The 25,194-nt window shown below is 63.3% G+C and carries 20 protein-coding genes and 1 pseudogene; 9 read left to right on the top strand and 12 right to left on the bottom strand.

Going from position 1 to position 25,194, the window contains the following annotated elements; all coding sequences use genetic code 11:
• Position 1 precedes the first annotated feature (1 nt).
• The 4 genes and pseudogenes from ACO07D_RS11085 to ACO07D_RS11070 form a co-directional block, all read right to left on the bottom strand.
• Entirely contained in the window at positions 2-820 is an 819-nt protein-coding gene (locus ACO07D_RS11085; RefSeq protein WP_421703002.1) for an ABC transporter permease, read from the bottom strand.
• A 2-nt stretch (positions 821-822) separates the two neighbouring features.
• Positions 823-1,779, bottom strand: a pseudogene (locus ACO07D_RS11080) (ABC transporter permease).
• Between the two features lie 101 nt (positions 1,780-1,880).
• Positions 1,881-3,449 carry an ABC transporter substrate-binding protein gene (locus ACO07D_RS11075; RefSeq protein ID WP_421703001.1) on the bottom strand — a complete coding sequence of 523 codons (1,569 nt, stop codon included), beginning with the start codon at positions 3,447-3,449 and terminating at the stop codon, positions 1,881-1,883.
• Between the two features lie 259 nt (positions 3,450-3,708).
• On the bottom strand, positions 3,709-4,638 hold the full coding sequence (locus tag ACO07D_RS11070; protein WP_421703000.1) for a LysR family transcriptional regulator: 930 nt from the start codon (positions 4,636-4,638) through the stop codon (positions 3,709-3,711).
• A 106-nt stretch (positions 4,639-4,744) separates the two neighbouring features.
• Between ACO07D_RS11070 and dctP the strand changes: the two genes are divergently transcribed.
• The 4 genes from dctP (at position 4,745) to speB (ending at position 8,697) form a co-directional block, all read left to right on the top strand.
• Positions 4,745-5,761: a TRAP transporter substrate-binding protein DctP gene (dctP, locus tag ACO07D_RS11065; protein WP_421702999.1), complete on the top strand. Its 1,017-nt coding sequence runs from the start codon at positions 4,745-4,747 to the stop codon at positions 5,759-5,761.
• A 64-nt stretch (positions 5,762-5,825) separates the two neighbouring features.
• Positions 5,826-6,434 carry a TRAP transporter small permease gene (locus ACO07D_RS11060; RefSeq protein ID WP_421702998.1) on the top strand — a complete coding sequence of 203 codons (609 nt, stop codon included), beginning with the start codon at positions 5,826-5,828 and terminating at the stop codon, positions 6,432-6,434.
• A complete protein-coding gene (locus tag ACO07D_RS11055; RefSeq protein WP_421702997.1) occupies positions 6,431-7,711 on the top strand; it encodes a TRAP transporter large permease in 1,281 nt (426 codons plus the stop codon). The genes ACO07D_RS11060 and ACO07D_RS11055 overlap by 4 nt, the downstream gene beginning before the upstream one ends.
• Positions 7,712-7,731: 20 nt before the next feature.
• Positions 7,732-8,697, top strand: a complete 966-nt coding sequence (gene speB, locus ACO07D_RS11050) for an agmatinase (protein ID WP_421702996.1) — start codon at positions 7,732-7,734, stop codon at positions 8,695-8,697.
• Between the two features lie 74 nt (positions 8,698-8,771).
• Here speB and ACO07D_RS11045 read toward each other — a convergent pair whose 3' ends face one another.
• A complete protein-coding gene (locus tag ACO07D_RS11045) occupies positions 8,772-9,671 on the bottom strand; it encodes a LysR family transcriptional regulator (RefSeq protein WP_421702995.1) in 900 nt (299 codons plus the stop codon).
• A gap of 80 nt (positions 9,672-9,751) precedes the next feature.
• On the opposite strand from ACO07D_RS11045, the gene tcuA reads away from it, so the two are divergent.
• On the top strand, positions 9,752-11,137 hold the full coding sequence (gene tcuA / locus ACO07D_RS11040) for an FAD-dependent tricarballylate dehydrogenase TcuA (RefSeq protein WP_421702994.1): 1,386 nt from the start codon (positions 9,752-9,754) through the stop codon (positions 11,135-11,137).
• Complete coding sequence (gene tcuB / locus ACO07D_RS11035; protein ID WP_421702993.1) at positions 11,124-12,191, top strand: tricarballylate utilization 4Fe-4S protein TcuB; 1,068 nt, start codon at positions 11,124-11,126, stop codon at positions 12,189-12,191. The genes tcuA and tcuB overlap by 14 nt, the downstream gene beginning before the upstream one ends.
• 52 nt (positions 12,192-12,243) lie before the next feature.
• Here tcuB and ACO07D_RS11030 read toward each other — a convergent pair whose 3' ends face one another.
• Both ACO07D_RS11030 and ACO07D_RS11025 read right to left on the bottom strand, forming a co-directional pair.
• Positions 12,244-14,718 carry a GcvT family protein gene (locus tag ACO07D_RS11030; protein WP_421702992.1) on the bottom strand — a complete coding sequence of 825 codons (2,475 nt, stop codon included), beginning with the start codon at positions 14,716-14,718 and terminating at the stop codon, positions 12,244-12,246.
• 10 nt (positions 14,719-14,728) lie between these two features.
• Complete coding sequence (locus ACO07D_RS11025; protein ID WP_421702991.1) at positions 14,729-15,904, bottom strand: mandelate racemase/muconate lactonizing enzyme family protein; 1,176 nt, start codon at positions 15,902-15,904, stop codon at positions 14,729-14,731.
• Between the two features lie 98 nt (positions 15,905-16,002).
• Between ACO07D_RS11025 and ACO07D_RS11020 the strand changes: the two genes are divergently transcribed.
• From ACO07D_RS11020 to ACO07D_RS11010, 3 genes are all read left to right on the top strand, one after another.
• Positions 16,003-16,917, top strand: a complete 915-nt coding sequence (locus tag ACO07D_RS11020; RefSeq protein WP_421702990.1) for a LysR substrate-binding domain-containing protein — start codon at positions 16,003-16,005, stop codon at positions 16,915-16,917.
• Positions 16,918-17,003: 86 nt separating this feature from the next.
• Positions 17,004-18,650, top strand: coding sequence for a FumA C-terminus/TtdB family hydratase beta subunit (locus ACO07D_RS11015; protein ID WP_421702989.1), 1,647 nt, complete (start codon positions 17,004-17,006; stop codon positions 18,648-18,650).
• 11 nt (positions 18,651-18,661) lie between these two features.
• Positions 18,662-19,585 carry a LysR family transcriptional regulator gene (locus ACO07D_RS11010; RefSeq protein ID WP_421702988.1) on the top strand — a complete coding sequence of 308 codons (924 nt, stop codon included), beginning with the start codon at positions 18,662-18,664 and terminating at the stop codon, positions 19,583-19,585.
• Here ACO07D_RS11010 and ACO07D_RS11005 read toward each other — a convergent pair.
• The 5 genes from ACO07D_RS11005 to glmS form a co-directional block, all read right to left on the bottom strand.
• On the bottom strand, positions 19,554-20,417 hold the full coding sequence (locus ACO07D_RS11005; protein ID WP_421702987.1) for an HpcH/HpaI aldolase/citrate lyase family protein: 864 nt from the start codon (positions 20,415-20,417) through the stop codon (positions 19,554-19,556). The two genes, ACO07D_RS11010 and ACO07D_RS11005, sit on opposite strands and share 32 nt — an antisense overlap.
• A complete protein-coding gene (locus ACO07D_RS11000) occupies positions 20,414-21,574 on the bottom strand; it encodes a CaiB/BaiF CoA transferase family protein (protein WP_421702986.1) in 1,161 nt (386 codons plus the stop codon). Before ACO07D_RS11000 ends, ACO07D_RS11005 begins: the two co-directional genes overlap by 4 nt.
• Before the next feature lies 1 nt (position 21,575).
• Entirely contained in the window at positions 21,576-22,823 is a 1,248-nt protein-coding gene (locus ACO07D_RS10995) for a methylaspartate ammonia-lyase (RefSeq protein ID WP_421702985.1), read from the bottom strand.
• Positions 22,824-22,832: 9 nt separating this feature from the next.
• Entirely contained in the window at positions 22,833-24,308 is a 1,476-nt protein-coding gene (locus ACO07D_RS10990; protein ID WP_421702984.1) for a methylaspartate mutase subunit E, read from the bottom strand.
• Positions 24,309-24,371: 63 nt separating this feature from the next.
• Positions 24,372-24,866 (bottom strand): methylaspartate mutase subunit S, encoded by a 495-nt coding sequence (gene glmS / locus ACO07D_RS10985; RefSeq protein ID WP_421702983.1) that lies wholly within the window; start codon positions 24,864-24,866, stop codon positions 24,372-24,374.
• Positions 24,867-25,194 lie beyond the last annotated feature (328 nt).

Here is a 25,194-nt window from a genome sequence, read left to right as displayed (position 1 = left end):
CTCAATCCTTCAATCCGCTGGCGACATGCAGCATCCAGTCGACGATGAAATTCACGGCAAGGGTCAGGAGCGCGATGGCCCCTGCGGGCAGGAGCGGCGTGAGGTCGCCGAAGGTGATCAGCGAGGCGTTTTCCCGCACCATCGCGCCCCAGTCCGCCAGCGGCGGCTGTACGCCCAGTCCCAGGAAGCTCAGCGCCGAGATGGTCAGGAACACGAAGGTGAACCGCAGGCCGAACTCTGCCACCAGCGGCGTGGCGGCATTGGGCAGGACCTCGCGGAACATGACCCAGGCCATGCGCTCGCCGCGAATGCGCGCAGCCTCGACATAGTCCATCACGACAATACCCATCGCCACGGCGCGGGCGATGCGGAAGACCACGGTGGAGTAAAGCAGCGCGATGATCAGGATCAGGTTCAGCACCGAGGTGCCGAAGATCGTCAGCAGCAGCAGCGAAGTGATCAGCGTCGGGATCGACATCATCACATCCACCGCCCGCGACAGGGCCTGGTCGACCCAGCCCTGCATGGTCGCCGCCACCAGCGCCGCCGAACAGCCCAGCGCGAAGGCGATGATTGTGGTCGCCAATGCAATGCCCAGCGTGTTGCGCGCCGCATAGATCAGGCGCGAGAGCATGTCGCGGCCCAGGCTGTCGGTGCCCAGGGGGAACTCATCCGACCAGGGCAGATATTCCTGCCCGACGATGGCGGTTTCGGGATGGGGGGCGATCAGCGGGGCAAAGATCGCCACCACGGCGTAGATCACGATCACCACCACCCCAAACAGGGCCGTCAGCGGCATCTTTCGCAAATGTCGGGTCATGATCACTTCCTGTGCAGAAGACGCGGGTTGGACAGGATCGAAATCACGTCCGCCACCAGGTTGAAGAGGATGAAGGCCGAGGCGAAGATCAGGCAGGCCGCCTGCACCACGGTCACGTCCCGTTTGGCGACGCTATCGACCAGCAGCTGGCCCAGGCCCGGATAGACGAAGACGACCTCGACGATAACCACGCCCGCAATCATGTAGGCGATGTTCAGCGCGATCACGTTGACGATCGGGGCCACCGCATTGGGCAGGGCGTGCACGACTACCACGCGGCCCTGCGAGGCGCCTTTCAGACGGGCCATCTCGATATAGGGAAGCGCCAACAGGTTGATGATCGAAGCCCGCGTCATGCGCATCATGTGGGCGGTCACGATCATGGTCAGGGTCAGCGCGGGCAACACAGTCAGGGTGACGCGCTCGGCCAGGGACACGCTGCCGGAAATGACCGAGATCGACGGGAACCAGCCCAGTTTCACGGCGAAGATCAGGATCAGCCCATAGGCCACGAAATACTCCGGGAAGGAGATCGCGGTCAGCGTGCCCACATTGATGGTCCGATCGACCCAGCTGTTGCGCTTGAGCGCGGCCAGGATGCCCAACCCCACCGCCAACGGGACCGAGATCAGCGTCGCCATCAGCGCCAGGAACAGGGTGTTGCCAAACCGCTGCGCCAGCAGCTCGGTGATCGGGCGCTGGCTGATCACGGACTGGCCGAAATCCCCCTGCAACACGCCACTCAGCCAGGCGACATAGCGCTACGGCGCGGGCACGTTCAGCCCCAGCTGATCGCGCAGGGCGGCCAGGGTCTCGGGCGTGGCGGATTGGCCGAGGATCTGTTCGGCGACATCGCCGGGCAGGAACTCGACCGAGATGAAGACCAGCACGGACACGACCAGCAGGGTCAGTATCCCCAGGCCGATCCTCTGCAATACCATTTTTAGAACAGCGTTCATCCCCGCCCTCCCTTGGCCGATCGCAACCGGCGGCGTCTACGTCAAAATCCTGCCCGCGCGATAAGGCGCGGACAGGACCGAATGTTTCGGGGTCAGACGGATCAGGCCGTCCACCAACGTTCCATGGCGCGGTGACCGTCCAACGGCCAGTCGCTGCCCAGCTGACCGGAATGCGCAATCGCGGTCGAGCGGCCATAGACATAGCTGCGGAAAAACGGGATCACGGACCCGCCTTCGTCGCTGAGGATGCGCTGCATCTCGCCATACATCGCACCGCGCTTGGCCTCGTCCAGCTCGCCACGGGCGGCCAGAAGCAGCTCGTCGAACCGGGCGTTCGAGAACGCGCCTTCGTTCCAGGCGGCGGTGGAGGCATAGGCGGTGGTCAGGATCATGTCCGGCACCGGGCGCGGGCCCCAGGAGCTGGCGAAGAACGGCTTCTTCATCCAGACATCGGACCAGTAACCGTCACCGGGCTCGCGCACGACCTCAATGTTCAGACCGGTGGGCGCGGCATGTTCACGGTAGAGCGTCACCGCATCGACGGCACCGGTGTACAGACCATCCGAGGCGCTCAACTGCAGGGTCAGGCTGTCGTGGCCCGCCTTCTTCAGGTGGAACTTGGCGCGGTCCGGGTCATAGGGGCGCTGCTCGATCGAAGCATCGTGATAAGGCATCGAGGGCGAGACCGGGTGGTCGTTCGCCACCACGCCGTGGCCTTTCAGCACCGTGTCGACAATGGCCTGACGGTCGATGGCGTATTTCAGCGCCAAACGCAGGTCGTTGTTGTTGAAGGGCGCATTGGCCGAGTTCATCGCGAACGAGCCGTGGAAGCCCCCGGGCACGCTTTCCACTGCGATGTCGGGACGACGGCCCAGCAGCGACAGAGTTTTGTATTCCGAGCTTTCAATCGCGTGCACCTCGCCGGTGACCAGCGCATTGGTGGCCGCGGTCGGGTCGTTGATCAACAGGATCTCGCCCTCTTCGAAATGAGCGGCACCCTCTTTCCAATAGTTCGGATTGCGCCGCACGCGGGTGCGCACACCGGGGTTGAACTCCTCCAAGATATAGCCGCCGGTGCCGGTGCCCGAGACATCCACCGTGCCATCGGGGTTCACCGGGCAGATGTTGAAGTGATAATCCGACAGGATATAGGGGAAGTCCGCATTCGGCCCGTTCAGTACCACGCGCACCGCAGTGTCGCCCTCGGCGGTGATCGAGACGACACTTTCCAGCAGTGCCTTGGCGCCGGACTTGGAATCCTCACCACGGTGCAGGTTCAAGGACGCGATCACGTCCTCGGCGGTCAGCGTCTTGCCGTTGTGGAACTCGACCCCCTTGCGCAGGTTGAAGATCCAGGTCGTGGCATCATCCGAAGACCAGCTTTCCGCCAGTTCCGGTTTCAGCGCGCCGTCCGAGCCGATCTCGGTCAGGTTGTTGCGCAGGGTCCAACCCAGGAATATCTGCTGCGAGCCCGAGAAGGTCGCCGGATCCAGCGTGTCGCTGGTGCCGCCCTGGGCCAGGGCCACGCGCAGCATGCCGCCTTTCTGCGGTTGGGCCAGAAGGCTGCCGGGCAGGCCCATCATCGCGGTCGCGCCAAGGGCGGCGCCCCCTTTCAGAAGATTACGGCGGCTGACCGCACCGGCCACGGCCGCGGGAATGGATGTGTTCATGGTGTCCTCCTCTACACTCGGCGCTCCGGTTACGCGGCATACAGCTCTCCCGCCCGGTGCCGGGGTGACCGGTACCGATGGCTTGCCGGGGGCAAGTCGGATGTCAGGAACAGCGATGCGCGTGCTTCACCCAACCGGGGAAACGCGGGCCCATCTTGCACAAAACAGACTGAACGAAACTCGAAAAATTGGCCGTTTCTCGTGAATAAATTTCACACGAAACCGACACATCGGGGTCAAGAAGCGAAGGCGGCTTCCCCTAGGGCAGCCTATCCGCGCCACAAAGATCGTGGATCAACAGCTCCACCGCGCGCCGATGGGCCTGGGTGCGCCTTGTGGCCAGGTAGAAGGTCGAACTCCAGCCAGACGCGCCGGCGCTGAGCTCGCGAAAGATACCGTCCTGAACCCGGGATGCGACGAAATGGGTCGGCAGCATACCGATGTAATGGCCGCTTTCGATCAGCATCGCCATTGCTTCCATGTTGGCGACCACCGCCTTGGGTTCCGGCGTACCCAGATCGGGCGCGACCAACAGATCGTAGGACAGTTGGCAGCGCGGGTTTTCGGCCACACGCTCGGCCGTGATTTCGACCTCTGGCAGGTCGAACAGGTGATGATTGGCGCTGCAATAGAGCCTGTGTTCCTCTGTACAGAGCTCGGTATAGGAGAGTTCCGGCAACTGGTTGCGGAATGGCGCAACAGCCACGTGCAGGTCCCCCGAAATCAACCCCTGCGCCAGATCGCTGGGCGAGGCGACCAACACCTCCAACCGCACGTCGTTGGGGCGCGACAGGAACCGGCGCAGCGCATCGGCCAGACCAACCCCGGGCAGGCTGCTGATCGCGTCCACCACACCAATACGCAGATCACCGGTGATCGTGTCGCGCAGCTCCAGCAATTCGGCGTCGAAATCGCGCACGCTGCGCAGGATTTCGCGGGCCTTCTGATAGGCAATCTCGCCCCGTTCGGTCAGGCGAAACCCGCCCCGCCCGCGCTCGCAAACCCGGTAGCCCAGCGAGGTCTCCAGGTCGCGGATTCGCACGGAAATTGCAGATTGGGTGATGCCCAAGGCGAATTGCGCATCCGAGAATCCGCCGCATTCCACCACGGTGACGAAGGTTTCCAGAAGCGTATTGCGCAAGAGTTTCAAAGGGTTCTCCATTTTCTCCCAATTGTCGGGATGAAGCATGAAAGCTCTTCATGCAAAAATAAGCAATACGATATTTTTTCATGTGATGCCGTCGTGCTGTCCTAGATGCCGATACAAACCCGACATGCACTGGGAGGAGACCCGCATGCCCCTTAGCCTCAAACAACTCAAGACCACAGCCGCCGCCACGCTGCTGACACTGGCGCCGATCAGCGCCTTTGCCGAGGATTGGAAATTCGCAATCGAAGAGATCCCGGGCTCGATCATGGATGCCTATGCGCAGGAGTTCAAATCGCGCATCGAAGCCGCCACCGACGGCGAAGTGACCGTGACCGTCTACCCGATGGGCACCCTGGGCACGCCGACCGAAACCGTGGAACAGGCCGCCGATGGCGTCATCCATTTCACCAATGTTTCAATCGGCAACCTGGGCACCATCGTGCCGGAAAGCCAGGTCTTCCTGCTGCCCTACCTGCTGCCCTCGGACCCGGCGGCGATCTCGAACATCCTGTCGGGGTCGGAAACCATCTATGGCCCGCTGAACGAGGATTTCCAGAAACGCGGGTTGGAAATCATGACCATGTATTCCGAAGGCGCGCAGGTCTGGACCACCAACCGTGAAATCCGCACGCCCGAGGATTTCGCCAACTTCAAGATGCGCGTCATGGTCTCGCCGATCCTCTTGGAGACCTACAAGAACATGGGCGCGAGCCCCACGCCCCTGCCCTTCGGCGAGGTTTTCGGCGCGCTGCAACTGGGCGCGGTGGACGGCCAGGTGAACCCAATCCCCACGATTGAAGAGATGAAGTTCTATGAGGTCACCAGCCACCTGATCTGGGCCGGGGAACAGGAGCTGGTCACCACCGTGGTCGCGGGGTCTGACTGGTTTGCCACCCTGTCGCCGGAACGCCAGGCCCTTGTGCGCGACACGATGGCCGACATGACCGGCTTCATCGACGGCGTGGTCACCGACTTCAACCAGAAGCGCCTGGACATCATCAAGGAAGCCAAGCCGGACATCGGCATCGTGGTCCTGACCGAAGAAGAGCGTGACGCCTTCCGCGCCCGTTCGGGCGACACGGCGGCGGCCTACCTGGAGACGGCGGGTGACCGCGGCAAGGCGCTGCTCGACGCGCTCGAGGCCGAGCTGGCGGCCAACTGATCCCCTGTCCCAACCGCCCCGCGCCCTCCTCTCCCGGCGCGGGGCCCCTTGCAGGGAGCCCCTCATGACACAGTCAAACCCCACCCCCTTTGGCCTTCTGGGTCGGATCGACGCCGCCATCGGCAAGGTCGAGGTCGCGATCCTCGGCACCGGCATCCTGCTGATGGCGCTGAACACCATCGCCAATGTCTTCGGACGCTATGTGTTCAACCAATCCATCTATTTCTCCGAGGAGCTGAACGAGTTCCTGATCGTGATCGTCACCTTCATGGGCCTGGGCTATGCGACCCGCAAGGGGATCCATATCCGCATGTCCGCGATCTATGACGCGCTGCCGGTAAAGCTGCGCAAAGGGCTGATGGTGGTGATATCGGCCACCACCGCCGTGATGATGGCCCTTCTGGCCTGGTACGCGTTGGAATATGTGCAGAAGGTCGCCAGCCGCGGCCGGATCACCCCGGCGCTGCAGCTGCCGCTGTACCTGACCTACGTCTGGGTTGTGGTCGGGCTGGTGCTGGCTGCCTTCCAATACCTGCTGACCGCGCTGCGCAATCTGAACTTCGCCGAGGACGAGATCTATGTCTCCTACCTCGAAGTGGACAGCTACGAAGACCCGGAAACCGCCGCCGCGATCCTGCGCTATGAGGAAAGCGAACAGGAGGACAAGCCATGACCGAGTTGATGCTTGCCGTGATGATCCTGCTGCTTCTGGCAGGGTTCCCGATGAAGATGCCGCTGATCTCGGCCGCCGTGCTGGGGTTCCTGGTCTACTTCCCCGACATGAACATGCAGATCCTGATCCAGCAGATGATCGGAGGGGTGAAACCCGCAGCCCTGATCGCCGTGCCGATGTTCATCCTGGCCGCCGATATCATCACCCGTGGTCATTCGGCCAACCGGCTGATCGACGTGGTGATGAGCTTCATGGGCCATATCAAGGGCGGGTTGGCGATTTCCGTGACCTCTGCCTGTGCCCTGTTCGGTGCAGTCTGCGGCTCGACCCAGGCGACCGTGGTGGCCATCGGCGGCGCAATGCGGCCCAGGATGCTGAAATCCGGCTACAAGGACAGCTTTGCCATCGGCCTGATCGTCAATGCGGCTGACCTCGCCTATCTGATCCCGCCCTCCATCGGCATGATCATCTATGGCGTGGTTTCCGGCACTTCGATCTCGCAGCTGTTCATCGCGGGCATCGTGCCGGGGCTGCTGATCGTGGTGCTGTTCTCGGCCTATTGCATGGTCTACGCCTATCGCCATGACATCCCCGTGCTGCCGCGCGAGGGGTGGGGGCAGCGTCTGACCGCCATGCGCCGTGCGCTCTGGCCGATGGGTTTCCCGGCGATCATCGTCGGCGGCATCTACGGCGGGGTGTTCTCACCCACCGAAGCCGCCGCGATCTGCGTGCTCTACGCCGTGGTGCTGGAGCTGGTGATCTTCCGGTCCGTGAAACTCAAGGACCTCTGGGATATCGCCCTGTCGACGGGTGCCATTACCTCGGTCGTGTTCATCCTGATCGCGGCGGGTGCTGCCTTCAGCTGGACGCTCAGCTTTGCCCAGGTGCCGCAGCAGATCATCGCCTCGCTGGGCCTGAACGAGGCCGGACCGCTGACCGTGCTTCTGGCCGTCAACGTGGCCTTCTTCATCGGCTGCATGTTCGTGGACAGCATCGTGGTCATCCTGATCCTGGTGCCGATCTTTGCTCCGATGATCAAGGCCGCCGGGCTGGACCCGGTGCTGGTCGGCGTGCTGATCACGCTCCAGGTCGCCATCGGGGCCGCAACCCCACCCTTCGGTTGCAACCTGTTCACCGCCATCGCAGTGTTCAGAAGACCCTTTGTCGAAGTGGTGCGCGGTGTGCCACCCTTCCTCTTCATCCTTCTGATCGTGACCGGTCTGCTGGTCGCCTTCCCCCAAATTGCGCTGTTCCTGCCGGAACTGGCCTACAGATAAGAAAAGAAACGGAGAAACACATGTCTGGACACGGTTATGAAAGCGGCCGCCTGAACTTGCCCTTCGTCGGCATCGCCACCTTCGGCAAGAAACCCTATGTGGAAAACTGGGACGAGATCGACGCCGATGTGGCGGTGCTGGGCGCGCCGTTCGACTTCGGCTGCCAGTTCCGCTCGGGCGCGCGCTTTGGCCCGCGGTCGGTGCGCGAGGCGTCGACCCTGTTCAGCTTCGGTCATGCCGGCGCCTATGATCACGAGGATGACGCGACCTACCTGGGCGAAGACGTGCGCATCGTCGATCTGGGGGACGCCGATATCATCCACACCAAGACCGAGGAAAGCCACGCCAACATCGAATATGGGGTCAAGAAGATCCTCGATGCGGGCGCCATTCCGGTCACCATTGGTGGCGACCATTCGATCAACATCCCCTGCATCAACGCCTACAAGGAGGATTGCGCCGACAAGGGTCCGATCCACGTGGTGCAAATCGATGCGCACCTGGATTTCGTCGATGAGCGCAAGGGCGTGACCGATGGCCACGGCAACCCGATGCGCCGCGCGATCGAGAAGGATTATGTGTCCGGCATGACCCAGCTGGGCATTCGCAACGTCTCCTCGACCGCGAAGGAGGGCTATGAGGACGCCCGTGCGCGTGGGTCTGACATCCTGTCGGTGCGCCAGGTGCGCAAGCTCGGCACCAAGGGCGTGCTGGAGCGTATCCCCGAAGGCGCGCGGTACTATGTCACCATCGACATCGACGCCTTCTGCCCCTCGATTGCGCCGGGCACCGGCACGCCGTCGCATGGCGGGTTCCAGTATTACGACGTGCTGGAGATCCTGCAGGGTCTGACCAAGCGCGGCGACGTGGTCGGGATCGACCTGGTGGAAGTGGCCCCGGCCTATGACCCGTCGGAAAGCACGCAGATCCTGGCCGCTCAGCTTTTGCTGAACTTCATCGGCTTCATCTTCCACAACAAGGGCTGAGTTTCCTCCCCGAGGCGGCTCCCCTTCCCGCCACGGTCTGGCCGCGAGCGTCTCCGTTCGCGGCCTTTTTCACGTCACACGGCGGTGCGGATGGCCTGCTTCAGGGTGGCAACTGCCGGTGTTTCCGCCGCACCGACCCGGATCAAGAGACCAACCGGCCGAGCAATGTCCAGCCCCTGCAAACGCACCTTCGCCACCTTTTGGGTCGGCGCCGAGAACACGGTTTCCGGCAACAAAGCCGCGCCCATACCTTGTCCAACCAGTTCCAGCGCCGAGGTGCTGCGCCCGACCTCCATCGTCCAGACTATCGGCTGGCGCGCCCTTGCCAGCGCGTCGTCAATCAACAGCCGGTTGCCGGTGCCTCGTGCGGGCAGGATCAGCGGGGCGTCTTTCAAATCCCCCAAAGCCACCGCCTCTTGTCCCGCCAGCGGATGAGCGCCTGGCAGGGCCAGTAGAATCCGATCGTCGAACAGCGGCTCAAACAGGGTCGACGGCTCCAGGGTCGGGAGCGAACAAAGTCCGAAATCCGCCTCGCCCCCCGCGACCGCCTCGGCCACCTCATTTGCGGATCCGTCCAGAAGGCGCAGGCGCGCTGGTTGATCAGCCGCCCGGAACGCCTGCAAGGCGGGGATCAAAAGGCGCGAAAGCACCGTTGGCACGGTCGCAACCGTCACCAGAGCCCCACGCTGATGGGCAAAGGCCACGCTTTCATCGCGCATCGCCCGGGTGGTCTCGCGTGCATCATCCAAGATCGCCTCGGCCCGGGCCTGCAACCGCTTGGCCGCCAGGGTCGGATTGACCGCCCGGGTGGTGCGTTCAAAGAGCTGCGTGTCCAGCGCCTGCTCCAGTTTCGCCACCCGCCGGGTGACCGCTGATTGCGACAGGTTCAGCGCGGCTGCTGCGCCATGGAAACTGCCGGTTTCCTTAACGGCCAGAAAAGCCTCCAGGTCGCCGAAATCATAATTGATGTGCATGGCGCATCAATCTCACAAAAACCATCATTGGTCAAATCAAAGACCCCCCGTTAGGCAGGGGCCAGCCAAAGGACTTAGCCATGACAGACCATGACATTGCAGTAATCGGCGGCGGCAACGCAGCGCTCTGTGCAGCCATGACAGCAGCCGACGCGGGCGCGCGCGTGTTGATCCTGGAAACCGCCCCGAAGCCCTATCGCGGCGGCAACTCCCGCCACACCCGGAACTTTCGCTGTATGCACCAGGGGCCGTTGGGACCCCTGGTTGAAAAGTACAGCGAGGACGAATACCTCGCCGACCTTCTGAAGGTCACGGGAGGCAAGACCGACGAACATCTGGCCCGCCTCGCCATTCGCACCAGCGAGGAATGCCTGCCCTGGATGCAGGAACGCGGTGTGCGCTTTCAGCCGTCGCTGTCCGGCACCCTGTCGCTGGCGCGTACCAACGCTTTCTTCATGGGCGGCGGCAAGAGCCTGGTGAACGCCTACTACCGCACCGCCGAGGCCCTGGGGGTCGAGGTGCTTTACGAGGCCGCCGTGACCCATCTGGAGCTGGAAGGCGACCAGATCACACGAGTGGACTACACACACGGGGGGCAGGCGCATTCGATCTCGCCGAAATCCGTCGTGGTGGCCTCCGGCGGGTTCCAGGCCGATACCGACTGGCTGACGCGCGCCTGGGGGCCTGCCGCCAAGAACTTCCTGATCCGAGGCACCCCTTACAATCGCGGCGTGGTACTGGCGGATCTGCTGGACCAGGGCGTGGAAAGCGTCGGCGACGCCGATCAATGCCACGCGGTCGCCATCGACGGGCGCGCGCCTAAATTCGACGGGGGCATCGTGACCCGGCTGGACTGCGTGCCCTTTTCCATCGTCGTGAACAAACACGCCGAGCGGTTCTATGATGAGGGCGAGGACGTCTGGCCCAAACGCTATGCGATCTGGGGCCGCCTGGTGGCTGCGCAGCCGGATCAGGTGGGCTATGTGATCATCGACTCCAAGTCGCTGGAGCTGTTCATGCCTTCGGTCTTTCCACCGCTGAAAGCGGACAGCATAGAAGAGCTGGCCGCGATGATGGACCTGCCTGCGGGCAAGCTGCGCGCGACGGTTGACGAGTTCAACGCCGCCTGTGGCGACACTTCCGCCTTCCACCCGACCGAGTTGGACGGGGTGACCACCACCGGGTTGACCCCACCCAAGACCAACTGGGCGCGGCCCATCACGGAACCGCCCTTTTACGGCTATTCGCTGCGTACCGGGGTGACCTTTACCTACCTCGGCCTGAAGGTCGACGACCACGCGCAATGCCGAACCAAAGATGGCCCAATCCAGAACCTCTGGGCAGCTGGCGAGACCATGGCCGGGTCCATTCTAGGCCAAGGCTACCTGGCCGGGTTCGGCATGACCATCGGAACCGTCTTCGGACGCATCGCAGGACGGGAGGCCGCAGCCCATGCAAACCGCTGATCTAATCCAGGAAGCCCGCCGCCAGGCCGAGATCTGCAACGCCTGCAGGTATTGTGAGGGCTATTGTTCGGTCTTCCCGTCCATGCACGCGGGCCGGGCCTTCACGGACGGCGACATCACGCAGCTGGCCAACCTCTGCCACAACTGCCGGGGCTGTTACTACGCCTGCCAATACACCGCCCCGCATGAGTTCGAGCTGAACCTGCCCGGCGTTCTGGCCGAGGTGCGGCGCGACAGTTGGGAGGCCCATGCCTGGCCGCAGCCTCTGGCCCGGCGGTTTCACAGTCATGGCGGAGCAATTGCGCTGGCGTTGGTGGTCGGCTTTGCCCTGATCCTCTGGGCGCTGCGCAGTCTTGGTGGTGACGGGGAAGGCTTCTATGCCGCGCTTTCTCACAACGCCATGGTGGCAATCTTTGCCCCGGCCTTTCTGCTGCCTCTGGCCAGCCTTGCCATCAGCCTGCGTCGCTTCTGGCGCACGGTGGGTGGCGAGAAGATTCGCCTGTCCCACCTGACCGCCGCCATTGGCATGGCCGGAAAGATGAAGGACCTGGCCGCGGGCCATGGCGAGGGCTGCAATTTCGAGGATGAAGACCGCTTCAGCCAGGCGCGCCGCCATGTGCACCAGGCGATCATGTATGGGTTTTTGCTGTGTTTCGCGGCCACATCGGCTGGCACGGTGATGCACTATGTCTTCGACATGCCCGCCCCCTATCCGCTGTTCTCGCTGCCCAAGCTGCTGGGTCTGTCAGGTGGCGGGTTGCTGACCCTTGGCTGTGGCTGGATGGTGGCGCTGAAGCTGCGCTCTGCTCGTGAGCTGGGCGATGCAAAGGCCTGGAGCGGAGAGGTCGGCTTCATCCTGCTCCTGGGCTTCGTCGGCCTGTCCGGTCTGGTGCTCTACGGACTGGGATCGACCGCTCTGATGCCAGCCCTGCTGGCCCTGCATCTCGGGGCCGTGCTGAGCTTCTTCCTGCTCACCCCATTCACCAAGATGGCGCACGGCTTCTATCGCTTGGCGGCCCTGGTGCGGGATGCACAGCGCAAAACGGCAAACTGACAGGTGCTGATCGGCAGAGCGTGGTCACGCTCTGCCGGTTTTCTCAAGGGGCTCACAGCCGCATGTTTGCACCGTTCGGGTCATAGATCGGCGCGCCCAGCACCTCGGCGTCGTGGAACTCACCCAGGATCTCCACCTGCAGCCTCGTGCCGGGCTCCGCGTTCTCGGCACTGACATAACCCATGGCCATGGACTTGCCGACCCGGTGTGCATAGCCGCCCGAGCTGACATAACCGACCGCCTCGCCATCCTTTAGGATTGCCTCGTCATTGGACACGTCGATCCCGTCCACGTCGATCACCATGGTCACCAGCTTGGTCTTCGGACCAGCTTCACGTGCGGCAAGGGTAGCATCCTTGCCGACGAAATCCTTCTTCCAGTTGATGAACGCATCCATGCCGCTTTCGACCGCGTCGAAATCGGGGCGGAACTCCAGGGTCCAGACGCCCCAGCCCTTTTCCAGCCGCATCGACATCAGCGCGCGCGCGCCGTACCAGCGGTAGCCCAGATCGGCGCCGACACTCTCGATGGCCTCGGCCAGGCGTAGAAGGTATTGCGGCTTGCAGTAAATCTCGTACCCCAGTTCGCCCGAGAAGCTGATGCGGTTCAGGATCACCGGCACGCCGGCCACGAAGGTCTGGCGCAGGTCGCGGAACTTGAACGCCTCGGCCGAGACATCATCGCGGGTCAGCCGGGCCAGCAGCTCGCGTGACTTGGGGCCGGACAGGGCGATGCCGTGCCAGTCGTCGGACACATTGGCATAGGCGATGCCCTCCGGCAGGTCCTTTTCGAACCAGCGACGGTGCGCCTCTTGCATGGCACCCGATCCGAACAGCATGAAATGCTCCTCACCCAGGCAGGCCACGGTCAGATCGCCATAAAGCTTACCTTTGGGGGTCAGCATCGGTGTCAGGGTCAGACGACCAGGCTTGGGCACGAAACCCGCCAGGATGCGGTCCAGATGCGCTCGCGCGCCGGGGCCCTTGAACTCGTGCTTGGCGAAGTTGGCGATCTCGATCCCGCCGACAGCATTCTGGACGGCGGCAACCTCACGCGCGACATAGTTATGCGAGCGGTTGCGTTCGAAGGTCGGTTCCTCGTGCGCATCCTCGGGCCCATCCGCGAACCACAGCGCGTTTTCCAGACCGAACCCCTGCCCCATCCGCGCGCCCTTGGCAACCAGCCGGTCATAAAGCGCCGTGGTCTTCTGCATCCGCCCCTTTGGCAGGGTCTCGTTCGGGAAGGTCATGACGAAGCGGCGTTCGTAATTCTCGGTCGATTTGATCGTGCCCCAGTCGGGGGTCGCAAACTCGCCGAACCGCGCCACATCCATGGCCCAGACGTCGATGGACGGCTCGCCGTCGATCATCCATTCGGCCATGGTCAAGCCGACCCCACCGCCCTGGCAGAAGCCCGCCATGACGCCGACCGCGACCCAGTAGTTCTTCATCCCCGGCACCGGGCCGATCATCGGGTTGCCATCGGGGCCGAAGGTAAAGGGACCGTTGATCATGTCCTTGATGCCGGCTTCACCAATCGCGGGGATGCGTTCAAAGGACATCTCAAGCCGGTCGGCAATGCGGTCCAGGTCAGGCTGCAACAGCTCATGCCCGAAATCCCAGGGTGTGCCATCCACCTTCCAGGGCGTGCCCTTGGGTTCATAGGTGCCCAGCAGCATGCCCTGACGTTCCTGCCGGAAATAGATGTTGGCCTCGTAGTCGATCCCAGCGGGCAGGCGCGAACCGTGGTTCACCACCGCGTCGATCTTGTCCGTGATCAGATAGTGATGCTCCATCGGCTGCACCGGCAGGTGGATGCCGGACATATGCCCGACCTCCCGCGCCCAGAGGCCGCCGCAGTTCACCACGTGTTCGGCGTTGATCACCCCCTTGGGGGTGGTCAAGTCCCAGCTGCCGTCGGGGCGCTGGCTCATGGCCGTCACACCACAATGGGTGAAATACTGCGCACCATGGACCTTGGCGGACTTTGCGAAGGCATAGGTCGCGCCGGAGGGATCCAGATCGCCATCCTGATCGTCCCACAGGGCAGCATAGTAGTGTTTCGGGTCGATCAGAGGGTGGCGTTCCGCCAGTTCCTGGGGCGAGATGAACTCCTGGTCCAACCCCATATACCGCGCCTTTGAGCGTTCGCGCTTCAGATAGTCATACCATTCCTTGGTCGAGGCCGCATAAAAGCCTCCGGTGATGTGCAATCCCACGGAATGGCCCGAGGTCTCTTCAATTTCCTTATACAGATCAATCGTATAACTCTGCAGGCGCGAGATGTTCGGATCCGAGCTGATCGTGTGGATCTGCCCCGCCGCGTGCCAGGAAGAGCCCGAGGTCAGTTCGTCCCGTTCCAGCAGCACCGCATCCTTCCAGCCAAACTTGGCCAGATGGAACAGGATCGAACAGCCGACCACCCCGCCGCCGATCACCACGACCTTGGCGTGGGAGGGGAGCTTCTTGTCGCCCGCCCCGTCTTCCTTGTGAATGTTCAGGGTGGATTGCGCGAAAGTATCTGACATGTCGGTGTCCTCAGTTGAGCGGCAGGCGGCGGAAGCGGCCGGGCAGTGCGGGGTCGTGGAAATGGTCGAGCGGTCCGTTTTCAACCAAATGGTTGTGCCAATGGGCCAGGGCGTCCGGGTCAAGGGTCACGCCCAGGCCAGGGCCTTCTGGCACGGCGATCACGTTGTTTGTCTGACGGAACGGACCGCCTTCGATCACGTCGCCGACCTGCCAGCGAAACAGCGATTGGCTGGGCTCGGTGATCCAGGGCATGGCGGCAGACATGTGCAGATAGCCTGCCGTCGCGATGCCCGCGTCGCCCGAATAGCACCAGAAGCCGACGCCCATCGTCTCGCAGGCGCCAACAAATCGCATGGCACGGGAAATGCCACCCAGCACCGCGAAATTGGTCACGATATAGTCCGGCGCACCCAGTGCCACCGCACGGCGGATGTCGGGCACATGGGTCGAGATCGGGATGGTGAAATGCCGCCTGAGTTCGGCCATTTCCTCGAAAGTTGCGACCGGGTCTTCGTAGTTGCGGATGTCGTAGGGCTCGATCTCGCGGAAGACCCGCATGGCGGTGGGCAGGGACCATTGCATATTGCTGTCCAGCCGCAGCATGGCGTCTTCACCAAGGGCGGCGCGCAGGGCCTTGACCGTGTCAATTTCCAGCTTCGGGTCGCCCAGGATCAGCTTGCCCTCGAACATGGTCGACCCGTGTTCCTCGCGCATCCGCACGCAATAGTCCGCCACCGCCTGAGGGTCCATCTCGCCACCCGCGCGGAAGCCGAAATACTCAGTGAACGGGATTTCCTTGCGCACAGCCCCGCCCAGAAGGCGATAGAGAGGCTCCCCGGCCACCTTGCCGCGCAGGTCCCAAAGGGCGATCTCGATCGCGCCGAAGGCCTTCACCACCGAGCTATCATCGGTGTTCTGCACGATCTGCCAAGGCGGCACGCAGAGGCTTTCACAGCCCGCAATGTCCAGCGCATCGGCGCCGACCAGCCGCTCACCCATAGCGCGGATCGTCTCGACCACATCGACCGAGGGCGCCTCGCCCAGGCCGACCAGGCCCTGATCGGTCTCGACCTCGATGATCGTCTTCGATGTGCCGGGATAATGCCCGCCGGTCCACCACATGGGCTTTTCCAGAGGGATATTGATGGGCGTGGCACGAAGGCCGGTGATCTTGAGGGCGGGCATCCGGAGCTCCTCCAAGCGGCGGCATTTCCCATCAGGCTACCGCCTGTGCCGCGGTTTGTGACGCTTGAAAAAATATATGCTTTGGATAATTTCAAATTATGCAGGAACTGTGGAAACATTTCGGCTCCCCGCGCCACCTGGTGGTGTTCGAAGCCGCCGCACGACTGGGATCCTTTACCCAGGCGGCACGGGAGCTAAACGTGCAGCAACCCGCCGTCAGCGCCTCGATCCGGCAACTCGAAGGCTGCCTGGGCGCGGCCCTCTTCACCCGCAGCCACCGCAAAGTGGCCCTTACCACGGCCGGGGAGCGCCTGTTGGCGGATGTGACCCGTGCTTTTGAGCAACTCGCCCACTCCGCCTCCGCCATCCAACAGCTTTCCCGCCCCGAATACGTGACACTGAACGCCTCCACCGCGTTCAACAACTATTGGATGATGCCGCGCTTGGCGGACCTTCAGGCCAGTCACCCGCAGATCGATCTGCGTCTGCAATCCAGCGATCGGGAGCCTGACATCGACGCCGAGAACATTAGCCTGGCCGTGCGACGCGGGGACGGAAACTGGCCCGGATGCGACAGTGCTCTGATCGCCGAAGAAGTCATTTTTCCGGTCGCGGCCCCCCGGGTGATGGAGGCGGCCACCGGGTTGCGAAACCTACGCGACCTATTGACGCAAAGAATGATTCATCTGGAGGAACCCGTGCGTGATCGCCCCGGCTGGGACGACTGGTTTGCCCATTTCGGCATTCGCGACGCACGGGTCGCAAGCGGGCTGCGCCTGAATGACTACGCGCTGGTTCTACAGGCTGCCATGGCCGGAGAGGGCTTTGCCTTCGGCTGGCAACACGCAACTGATGGCCTTCTGCGCCAGGGCCTTCTTTCCGCCCGACAGGAGTGGCAATGGCGGACCGGACAAGGGTTTTACCTGGTCTGGTCCAAGGCCCGCCCCCTGAACTCCGAAGCGGAACTGGTGCGTGACTGGATCCTCTCGCAACGAGATGCGCCAGAGGTCTGATCGACACAAGGAACGGCGAGGAATCGATTGATTTCAGCTCAGTAATCCTTATCAAAAGCACAATATCATTAATCAAAGCTGAGCAAATGACCCAAGCCATCCCGCCGCAGCCCCGCCACGCCAAACTCTTTCAACCCGCCCCCTCCGATACCACCTTTCGCAAGATCGGGTCGGATGGCTTGCGGGAAGTCGAGTTGGATGGCGAGACCTTCCTCAAAGTCTCGACGGACGCCATCGAACATCTGACCACAGCGGCCTTCAGCGATGTCTCGCACCTGCTGCGCCCGGCGCATCTGGCCCAGCTTCAGGCCATTCTCGAAGACGCGGACGCGACCGAAAACGATCGGTTCGTCGCACTGGAACTCTTGAAGAACGCCGTGATCTCGTCCGAACGCGAGTTCCCCAGCTGTCAGGACACCGGCACCGCGATCATTACCGGCAAGAAGGGGCAGAACGTCCTGGTCGAAGGCGACCTGACCGACGCGCTTGCCCATGGCGTGCACGACACCTGGGCCGCCCGCAACCTGCGCTTTTCGCAGATGGCCCCCGTGACTATGTATGAAGAAAAGAACACCGGCACCAACCTGCCCGCCCAGATCGACATCGCAGCCACCGACGGCGCGGCGTTGGAGCTGATGTTCATGGCCAAGGGCGGCGGCTCGGCCAACAAGACCTTTCTCTATCAGGAGACCCGCCGCCTTCTGGAGCCCAAACGCCTGCTGGCCTTCTTCGACGAGAAAATCCGCACGCTGGGCACCACCGCCTGCCCACCCTATCACCTGGCCATTGTCATTGGCGGGCTGTCGGCGGAACAGACGCTGAAGACGGTGAAACTGGCCTCGGCCAAGGAATTGGACACGCTGCCCACCACGGGCGATGCGACCGGGCGGGCCTTCCGCGATATCGAGCTGGAGGCGCAGATCCTGGAGCTGACCCGCCACATGGGCCTGGGCGCGCAATTCGGCGGCAAGCATTTCTGCCACGACGTGCGGGTGATCCGCCTGCCCCGCCACGGCGGTAGCCTGCCGGTGGGCATGGGGGTCAGCTGTTCCGCAGACCGTCAGATCAAGGGACGCATCGACCGCGACGGCCTCTGGCTGGAGGAGTTGGAGCGCGACCCGGCGGCCTATCTTCCGGACCAGAGTTTCGAGGCCCGCGCGGCCACCCGCATCAACCTGGACCAGCCGATGGACCACATCTGCAAGGCATTGTCCGTGTTGGAAGTTTCCACTCCGGTCCTGCTGTCCGGCACGATGATCGTCGCCCGCGACCTGGTACACGCCGAATGGGCCCGCATGTTGAAAGAGGGGGCGCCCCTGCCCGATTACGTGCGTGACCACCCGGTCTATTACGCCGGCCCTGCGAAGACGCCGGAAGGCTACGCCTCCGGCTCCTTCGGCCCCACGACGGCGGCGCGTATGGACCCCTATGTGCCCGAGTTGCAGGCGGTCGGCGCCTCGCGCGTGATGATCGCCAAGGGCAACCGCGCGCGCCAGGTGGTGGACAGCTGCCAGACCCACGGCGGCTTCTTCCTGGGATCGGTCGGCGGCGCGGCGGCGGTGCTGGGCAAGGAGGTGATCAAGAGTATCGAGACGCTGGACTTTGCCGATTTCGGCATGGAGGCGGTGTTCAGGATCACGGTCGAGGACTTCCCCGCCTTCATCATCATCGACGACAAGGGCGGCGATTTCTTCACCCGCAAACCGGCGCTGGCCGGGGGCCAGGCGAAATGACCCAAGGGGACATGTCCAAGATCACCCTGCGCCAGTTGGAAATCTTCCTGGCCGCGGTGGAACATCGCAACTTCATCCGCGCAGCCGAGCAGCTGGGCCTGACCCCACCCGCAGTGTCGATGCAGATGACACGGCTCAGCGAAGAACTGGGCGCGCCGCTGTTTGAAAAGGACGGGCGGTCGATCCAGCCGACCGCGGCGGCCACGGCGCTGATGCCCTATGCGGAACGCGCGACCGAGACCGTGCGCGAAGGGGTCGAGGTCATTCGCGCCCTGCAGGGGCGGCTGGACAACCTGGTGCGCGTCGCCATGGTCTCGACCGCGCGCAACTTCGGCCCGCACCTGGTGCAGGCCTTCAAGCAGCAGCACCCGGGCACCAAGGTCGAGTTCACCATCGCCAACCGGCAAGGCGTGATCGCGCAGCTGGAACATGGCGAGGTCGACCTGGCGCTGATGGGCCGGATGCCGCGCCGGTTCGAGGTCGAGGCGGTGCGCTTTGCCAACCACCCCTATGTGCTGATCGCCCATCCGGACCATCCGCTGACCCGGTTTACCCGCATCCGCCGCGCCGACCTGTCGGCGCATCGCTTCATCGTGCGCGAACCTGGCTCGGGCACGCGCATGGTGCATGACCATTTCTTCGAGGCCGCAGGGCTCGACCTGCCCCGCGCGCAGGAAATGGATAGTAACGCCAACATCAAACAGGCGGTGATGGCGGGCATGGGCATGGCATTTTTGTCCGCCCATACGATCGCGCTAGAACAGGGGGCAGGCAAGCTGACCGTGCTGGACGTGACCGGCATGCCGGAGAACCGCGACTGGTTCGTGTTGCACCTGAGTGGCAAGAACCTGTCGCCTGCCGCCCGCGCCTTCCGTCAGTACGTCAAGGACGAGGGTCCGGGCTTCATGCAGGGCTTTTTCGGCGACCTGGCGTAGCCAGCAGAGCCTGGGCGCGGGCCACGATGGGCGGGTCGATCATCTTTCCGTCCAGCTCCACCGCCGCGCAGTTCTCGGCCAGGGCCTGGTCGAAGGCCGCCATGATCCGCGCGGCCTGCGCGCGTTCCTCTTCGCTCACGGCGAAGGCCGCGTTGACCTCGGCCACCTGTTTCGGATGGATGCAGAGCACCCCATCAAAGCCCATGTTTTTAGCCTGTCGGGCGGTGGCCGCAAACCGCGCCATGTCGCGGATTTCCGCGATAGATCCGGGCAGACCGACGGCCTGAACCCCGGCGGCGCGGGCGGCCAGGATCAGCTGCTGCGCCGGGGCGAAAAGGTTCTCCGGCGCGGGCGCGAACCCGCACTCCGTGGCGAAATCCTCGGTGCCCAGCGCCAGCGCGGTCAGGCGTGGGGTGGCGGCGATCTCGGGCGCTTTCAGCAGCGCCGCCGGGGTTTCGATCAGCGCAATCAGCCCGACAGAGCGATCCGCCCTCCCCGCCGCCCGTTCACAAGCGGACAGGCATTCATCGACCAGCGCCACATGGTCGGGACCAACTACCTTGGGCAGCATGACCGCATCAACGCCTGCCAGGACTGCAGCCTCCAGATCCGAGGCGCAGCCTAGAAGATCACGGTTCACCCGTACAACCACATGGACGCCCTTCCCGTGCAGCTGCGCCACGCTGCCCGCCAACGCCTCCCGCGCCTCAGCTTTGTTCGCCAGGGGCACGCTGTCTTCCAGATCCAGCAACACCGCATCCGCGCCGCGTTCATGGGCGCGGGCCACCAGCTTCTCCTGATGCGCGGGGGTAAACAGATACGACCGGATCATGAGGCCAGCACCGCGCAATCCGCGAACTCCGCCCGGATCGCCGCCGAATGCTCGCCCAGCGCAGGCACCCGGCCGAACTCCGGTTCAGCGGGTTCGAAACTGTGCTGCACCGGGGCAGCGACCAAATGGGCGGTCTCGCCATTTTCCAGCGTCACCGGGGTACGGCGCAGTTGCGGGTGGTCTGCGAAGGTCTCGACCGAGTTCACCGCGCCATAGGCGATGGCGGCGGCACGCAGCATCGGTTCCAGCTCGGCGCGGGTCTTGGTCAGAAAAAACCCGGCCACGATGGCATCCAGCGTCGCGCGGTTTTCCACGCGCCTGGCGGCATCACTGAAGCGTGCATCCGCAGCCAGATCGGGCTGGCCAAAGACCTCGGCGCAGAGTCGTTTCCACTCCCGTTCGTTCTGGATCGAGATCGCCAACACCTCGCCATCCGAGGTTTCAAACCCGCCATAGGGCGCAATGGACGGGTGGTGCAGCCCAACCGGCTGCGGCGCCTTGCCCGCATAGACCGTGTGCATCAAGGGCACGGTCATCCAGTCGGCAGCGGTGTCGAACAGGGACACCTTGACCGCGCTCCCCTGCCCCGTGCGTTCGCGTGCGACCAAGGCCTTCTGAATGCCGATGATCGCGTTCATGCTGGCACCAATGTCACAGACCGACACACCAATTCGCCCCGGCGCCCCCGGCGCGCCATTGACCGCCACCAGCCCGCTTTCGCATTGCACCAGGAAGTCATAGGCCTTCATATCCTGATAGCTGCCCGCCTCGCCATAGCCCGAGATATCACAGGTGATCAGGCGCGGATTGCGGGCGCGCAACACCTCCGATCCGAACCCGGCCCGACCAATGGCGCCCGGCGCGAGGTTCTGGATGAACACATCCGCCGTATCCAGGATCCGGTGCAACAGCGCCGCATCGCCCGGATCCTTGATGTCCAGACACAGGCTCTCCTTGCCGTGGTTGGCCCACACGAAATACGAGGCCGAGCCCTTCACCGCCTGGTCATATTTGCGCGCAAAATCGCCGCTGTCGCGCTCGATCTTGATCACCCGCGCGCCGCCCTGGGCGAAGTGGCAGGACGCGAGCGGCGCCGCCACCGCCTGTTCCAGAGAAACAACGGTCAGGCCTTCGTAGGGTTTCACGTAGTCACTCATCTCAAGCCGCCTTTCGTGCTGACAGAAGGGCCAGGTTGCGGTGCATTTCATTGGCGACGATGGTCATGCCCTCGTCGAACCCCATGCCGGGTTTGACCAGAACCCGTTCCGGCCGGGTGGCCTGGGCCACGTTGACACAGGCGCGGGCGGAGATATCGGTCTCGTTGCAAGTGCCGCCCTGGTAGGCCGCCACACCCTTGGATTTGCAGTACAAAACCGCTTCGATCGTATTGTGCAGGCTGCCCAGGTCCGGCGTCTTGATCTGCACCATGTCGCAGCAGTCGGCATCAACGAAGTCAATGACGTCTTCCAGCGTGTTGCACCATTCATCCGCGACGATGCGCACGGAGCTTCCACGCGCCGCCAGCGCCGATTTGATCTGGCCCAGCAGAGCGATCTGCCCCTCTTTCGATCCCGCATCCGCAGGTCCTTCGATGGACAGCTGAAAGGGCGCCGCGCGGCGTTCCAGCACGCAGAGGTAATCGGCGATCCGCGCTGGGTCATTGTCAAAAATCAGCCCGATGGTGCCATAGACGTCGATATGCAGTTCGGGGGTGTAGCTCGCATCCGGGCGCAGGGTCTGGATGCGGCCGGTCAGCCAGGTGACATATTCCTTCAGCTTGCCGCCGTTCTCGCCCAGCTTGGTCTGCACGTTGTTGATCAGCCCGTGGGGCAGCGCATCGACCCGTTTCAACACCATCTTGTCCACCGCACCGTAACGATCATCGCCGCTTTGGCCGAACAGGGCCAGCGGCTCCGTGATCAACGGCAGGTCATATTCGGCGCAAATCACTTCGACCTTCAGCCGCCCGGTGGCCTTGGCGGCAGCGTCCAGCAACGCCTGGCTGAGCCCGTAGCGGATGGCGGTGTGCAGACGGGTGCCCTCGACCTCCAGCGTATCGAAAAACGCGGCGGTCTCGCGGAAACAGTCGATATCGCGCCCGATCAACAGCGGCGCAACATGGGCCTGCAGATAGGGAATGAACCGCGCGGCGGTAAACAGCGGGTCGCGCCCGGCGGCGCCGGAATATTGCACAGCAGAACAGTCACCCTCGGCGATCTGGCCGTTTTCAAGTTCCAGCAGGATCGAGATGCTCTCGCCGCGCTGGCGGATCTGCTCGAAACCATCCGTTGCGGCCTCGCCCAGGTAGGTGAACCCGTCCTGCTTCGCCCCCGCCTTGATGGCGCTTTGATCGTCGAAATAGAAGGCGGCGAAGCCGGGCGAGAAGGTGATGTTTCTGATCTTCATCTGTCTGTCTCAGGTCTTGGAAGGGGCCACGCTCGGCCGCCCGATGAGTTTGCTGGCGGAAATGGCGTTCACATCATCCACCACCATGTTGAACGATGCTTCGCGCCCCTCGGCCCGGGCCCGTTCGGCGATCTTGTCGCGGTGAAAGGCGATCACATCGGCGGGCAGCGGCACGTCGCCCTGATCGAACACGCGAATGGCGCCAAAATTGTCGCGCACCGGGGTCAGGCGCCCGGCATTGGCGGCGGCGGGGGCGAAGGGCACGTCCATCACGCCCGCCTCGAAGGCCAACACCGCGCCGCGCGCAATGTCGCCTTGCCCCAGTTTCAGAATCCGACGCATGACCGCGTGAACCTCGGCCTCGATCATCTCGACCTCCTGGGCGATCTCGGTCGTGTTCATCTGGCCCTGATCCGAGACCATATTGACCATTTGCCGCGTCGCCAGCAGGCCCGCCTGGTTGGCCTCCAGTGTGGGGATGCCGCTGGCCTCATGCGGGGTTTTCACGATGATCTTGGTTGCGCGAGCGTATTTCGCGGCCATCGCCCCAAGGCAGATCACGGCGGTGGCCTTGGCTTCATCCTCGGGGAAACCTCCCATCCACTGGTGGAACACCGTGGTCAGCTGGTAATCCTCGTGGCCCGCGGCCAGGAAGTAGTGATGCGCCACCTTGCGTAGACTGCGCAGAGCGGCAATATCCTGCGCCATATTGCCTGCCTGGCCGTAGCCGAGGGTAATGCATTTCACCCCCTGCTCCAGCGCCAGCAATCCTTCCAGAATCGCAACCACGTGGCTGACGAAGGGCGGCACCAGCGTGCCGGTCAGGGGGCCGAAGGGCTCGCGGTTGATGCGAATGCCCGCTTCCTCGTAAAGCCCCACCAGCCGGTCACAGTACTGCCAATGTCGGATCGATTGCGCCAGCGGCACCTTCTTGGCATAGGGGATGTTGTAGCTGATCCCGCCGCCCTCGTAGCTGGTGAACCCGGCGGCCAGGGTGATCTCCGCCATCAGCCGCGCGTCCGGCGTGCCGTGGCGCACCTGTACGGGTTTGGGCAGGTCCTCGATCAGGCGGCGGCATCCATCGACCCCGTGGTTCACCGCTGGAAAGCCGTTCAGCAAAGAGGTGCCTGCCGCGCGCGAGCGGTCGATGCCCGCCTGCGCCTCGGCGTAGCGGTTGTGGCGGGTGTAGGCATCCACGGTGGTCGGCAGCACGTCGCAGTAAGGCGCAAGCCCGTTCAACAGCTCGGTATGTTCACGCAGCAGCGCCACACCGGCGCGTGGCTGCAAGAGCGTCTGACCCTCGGCCTCGGCCCGGGCCAAGGCGGCAGAGAAGCGTTTCTCCTCCGGCAGGGCAGTTTGCAGCGCGGTGCCCCGTTTGAAACAGGCCTCTGCCCCGGTGCGCCAGGTGTTCAGAACCTCGGCGCGTTCGGCCTCGACCGTGGTGCGGTCCAGGCGGGTGTTCGATATGTCCATTGCATCCAGCATGGGCCCATCCCTCTCGGGCCGGTGCCATGGGCACCGGGTCGCTTCGTCAGGTTGTCGGTAGTGTCAGGAAGTCTTGTCGTAGACGGCGGCTTGGCTCCACATACCGGCGGAGTTGTGACCATACGCTGCCGGACGTTTGGCGCGGATATCGTCCTTGAGCATCTGGCACACGGCATCCAGGTCCACGCTGGGCTTGAACACCCGGTCGAACCCCATCGCCTTGAACTGCGCCTCGACCGAGGCGAAGTCGCGTTTGCCGATCACCAGGTTGCCGCCAACATAGAGGATGATGTTGTCCAGCCCGCGTTCCTCACACCGGGCGCGGAAATCCTGGCAATCGATTTCGCCATGGCCGTAGATCGACGAGACCAGGATGGCGTCCGCCCCGCCCTCGATCGCAGCAGAGATGAACTCCTCCTGGCTGACCATGACACCGAGGTTCTCGACCTCGATCCCCTGGCCGGTCAGCACCGTGGTCAGGATCTTGTTCCCAACGGCGTGGCAGTCGGCGCCGATCACTCCGAGGACGACCTTGAATTCCGAGATTTCGTTCAGCATCGCTTTTGCCTTCCGAGCTTGTTCGCGTTTTTGCGTTGTTAAACGATTCCAAAATCCACTCAAAAAGATTTACTCAAAAATATCTATTGATAATTATTGTTTACCATTTAATTGCACCATGCCCGCCCAAGCATACGCTACCGTATATACTGGGAAATGATATCTGCGCGGATTGCGCAAGTTCCGCCATCGAAGCGCAATAGTGGTTTATTTCCAAAGTGATAAAGGTGCACACATACTCGCGTCGAGGCCCCTCTTAACTGCCCGTGAAGGGAACGCTCCGGACCCCGATGCCCTCTTCGAGTTGATCCAGCTGAACGTTCGCGAG

Source organism: Aliiroseovarius sp., assembly GCF_965228805.1.
In the GTDB taxonomy this organism is placed as follows: domain Bacteria; phylum Pseudomonadota; class Alphaproteobacteria; order Rhodobacterales; family Rhodobacteraceae; genus JASBTN01.
This window is presented reverse-complemented; position numbering and strand designations above follow the sequence as displayed.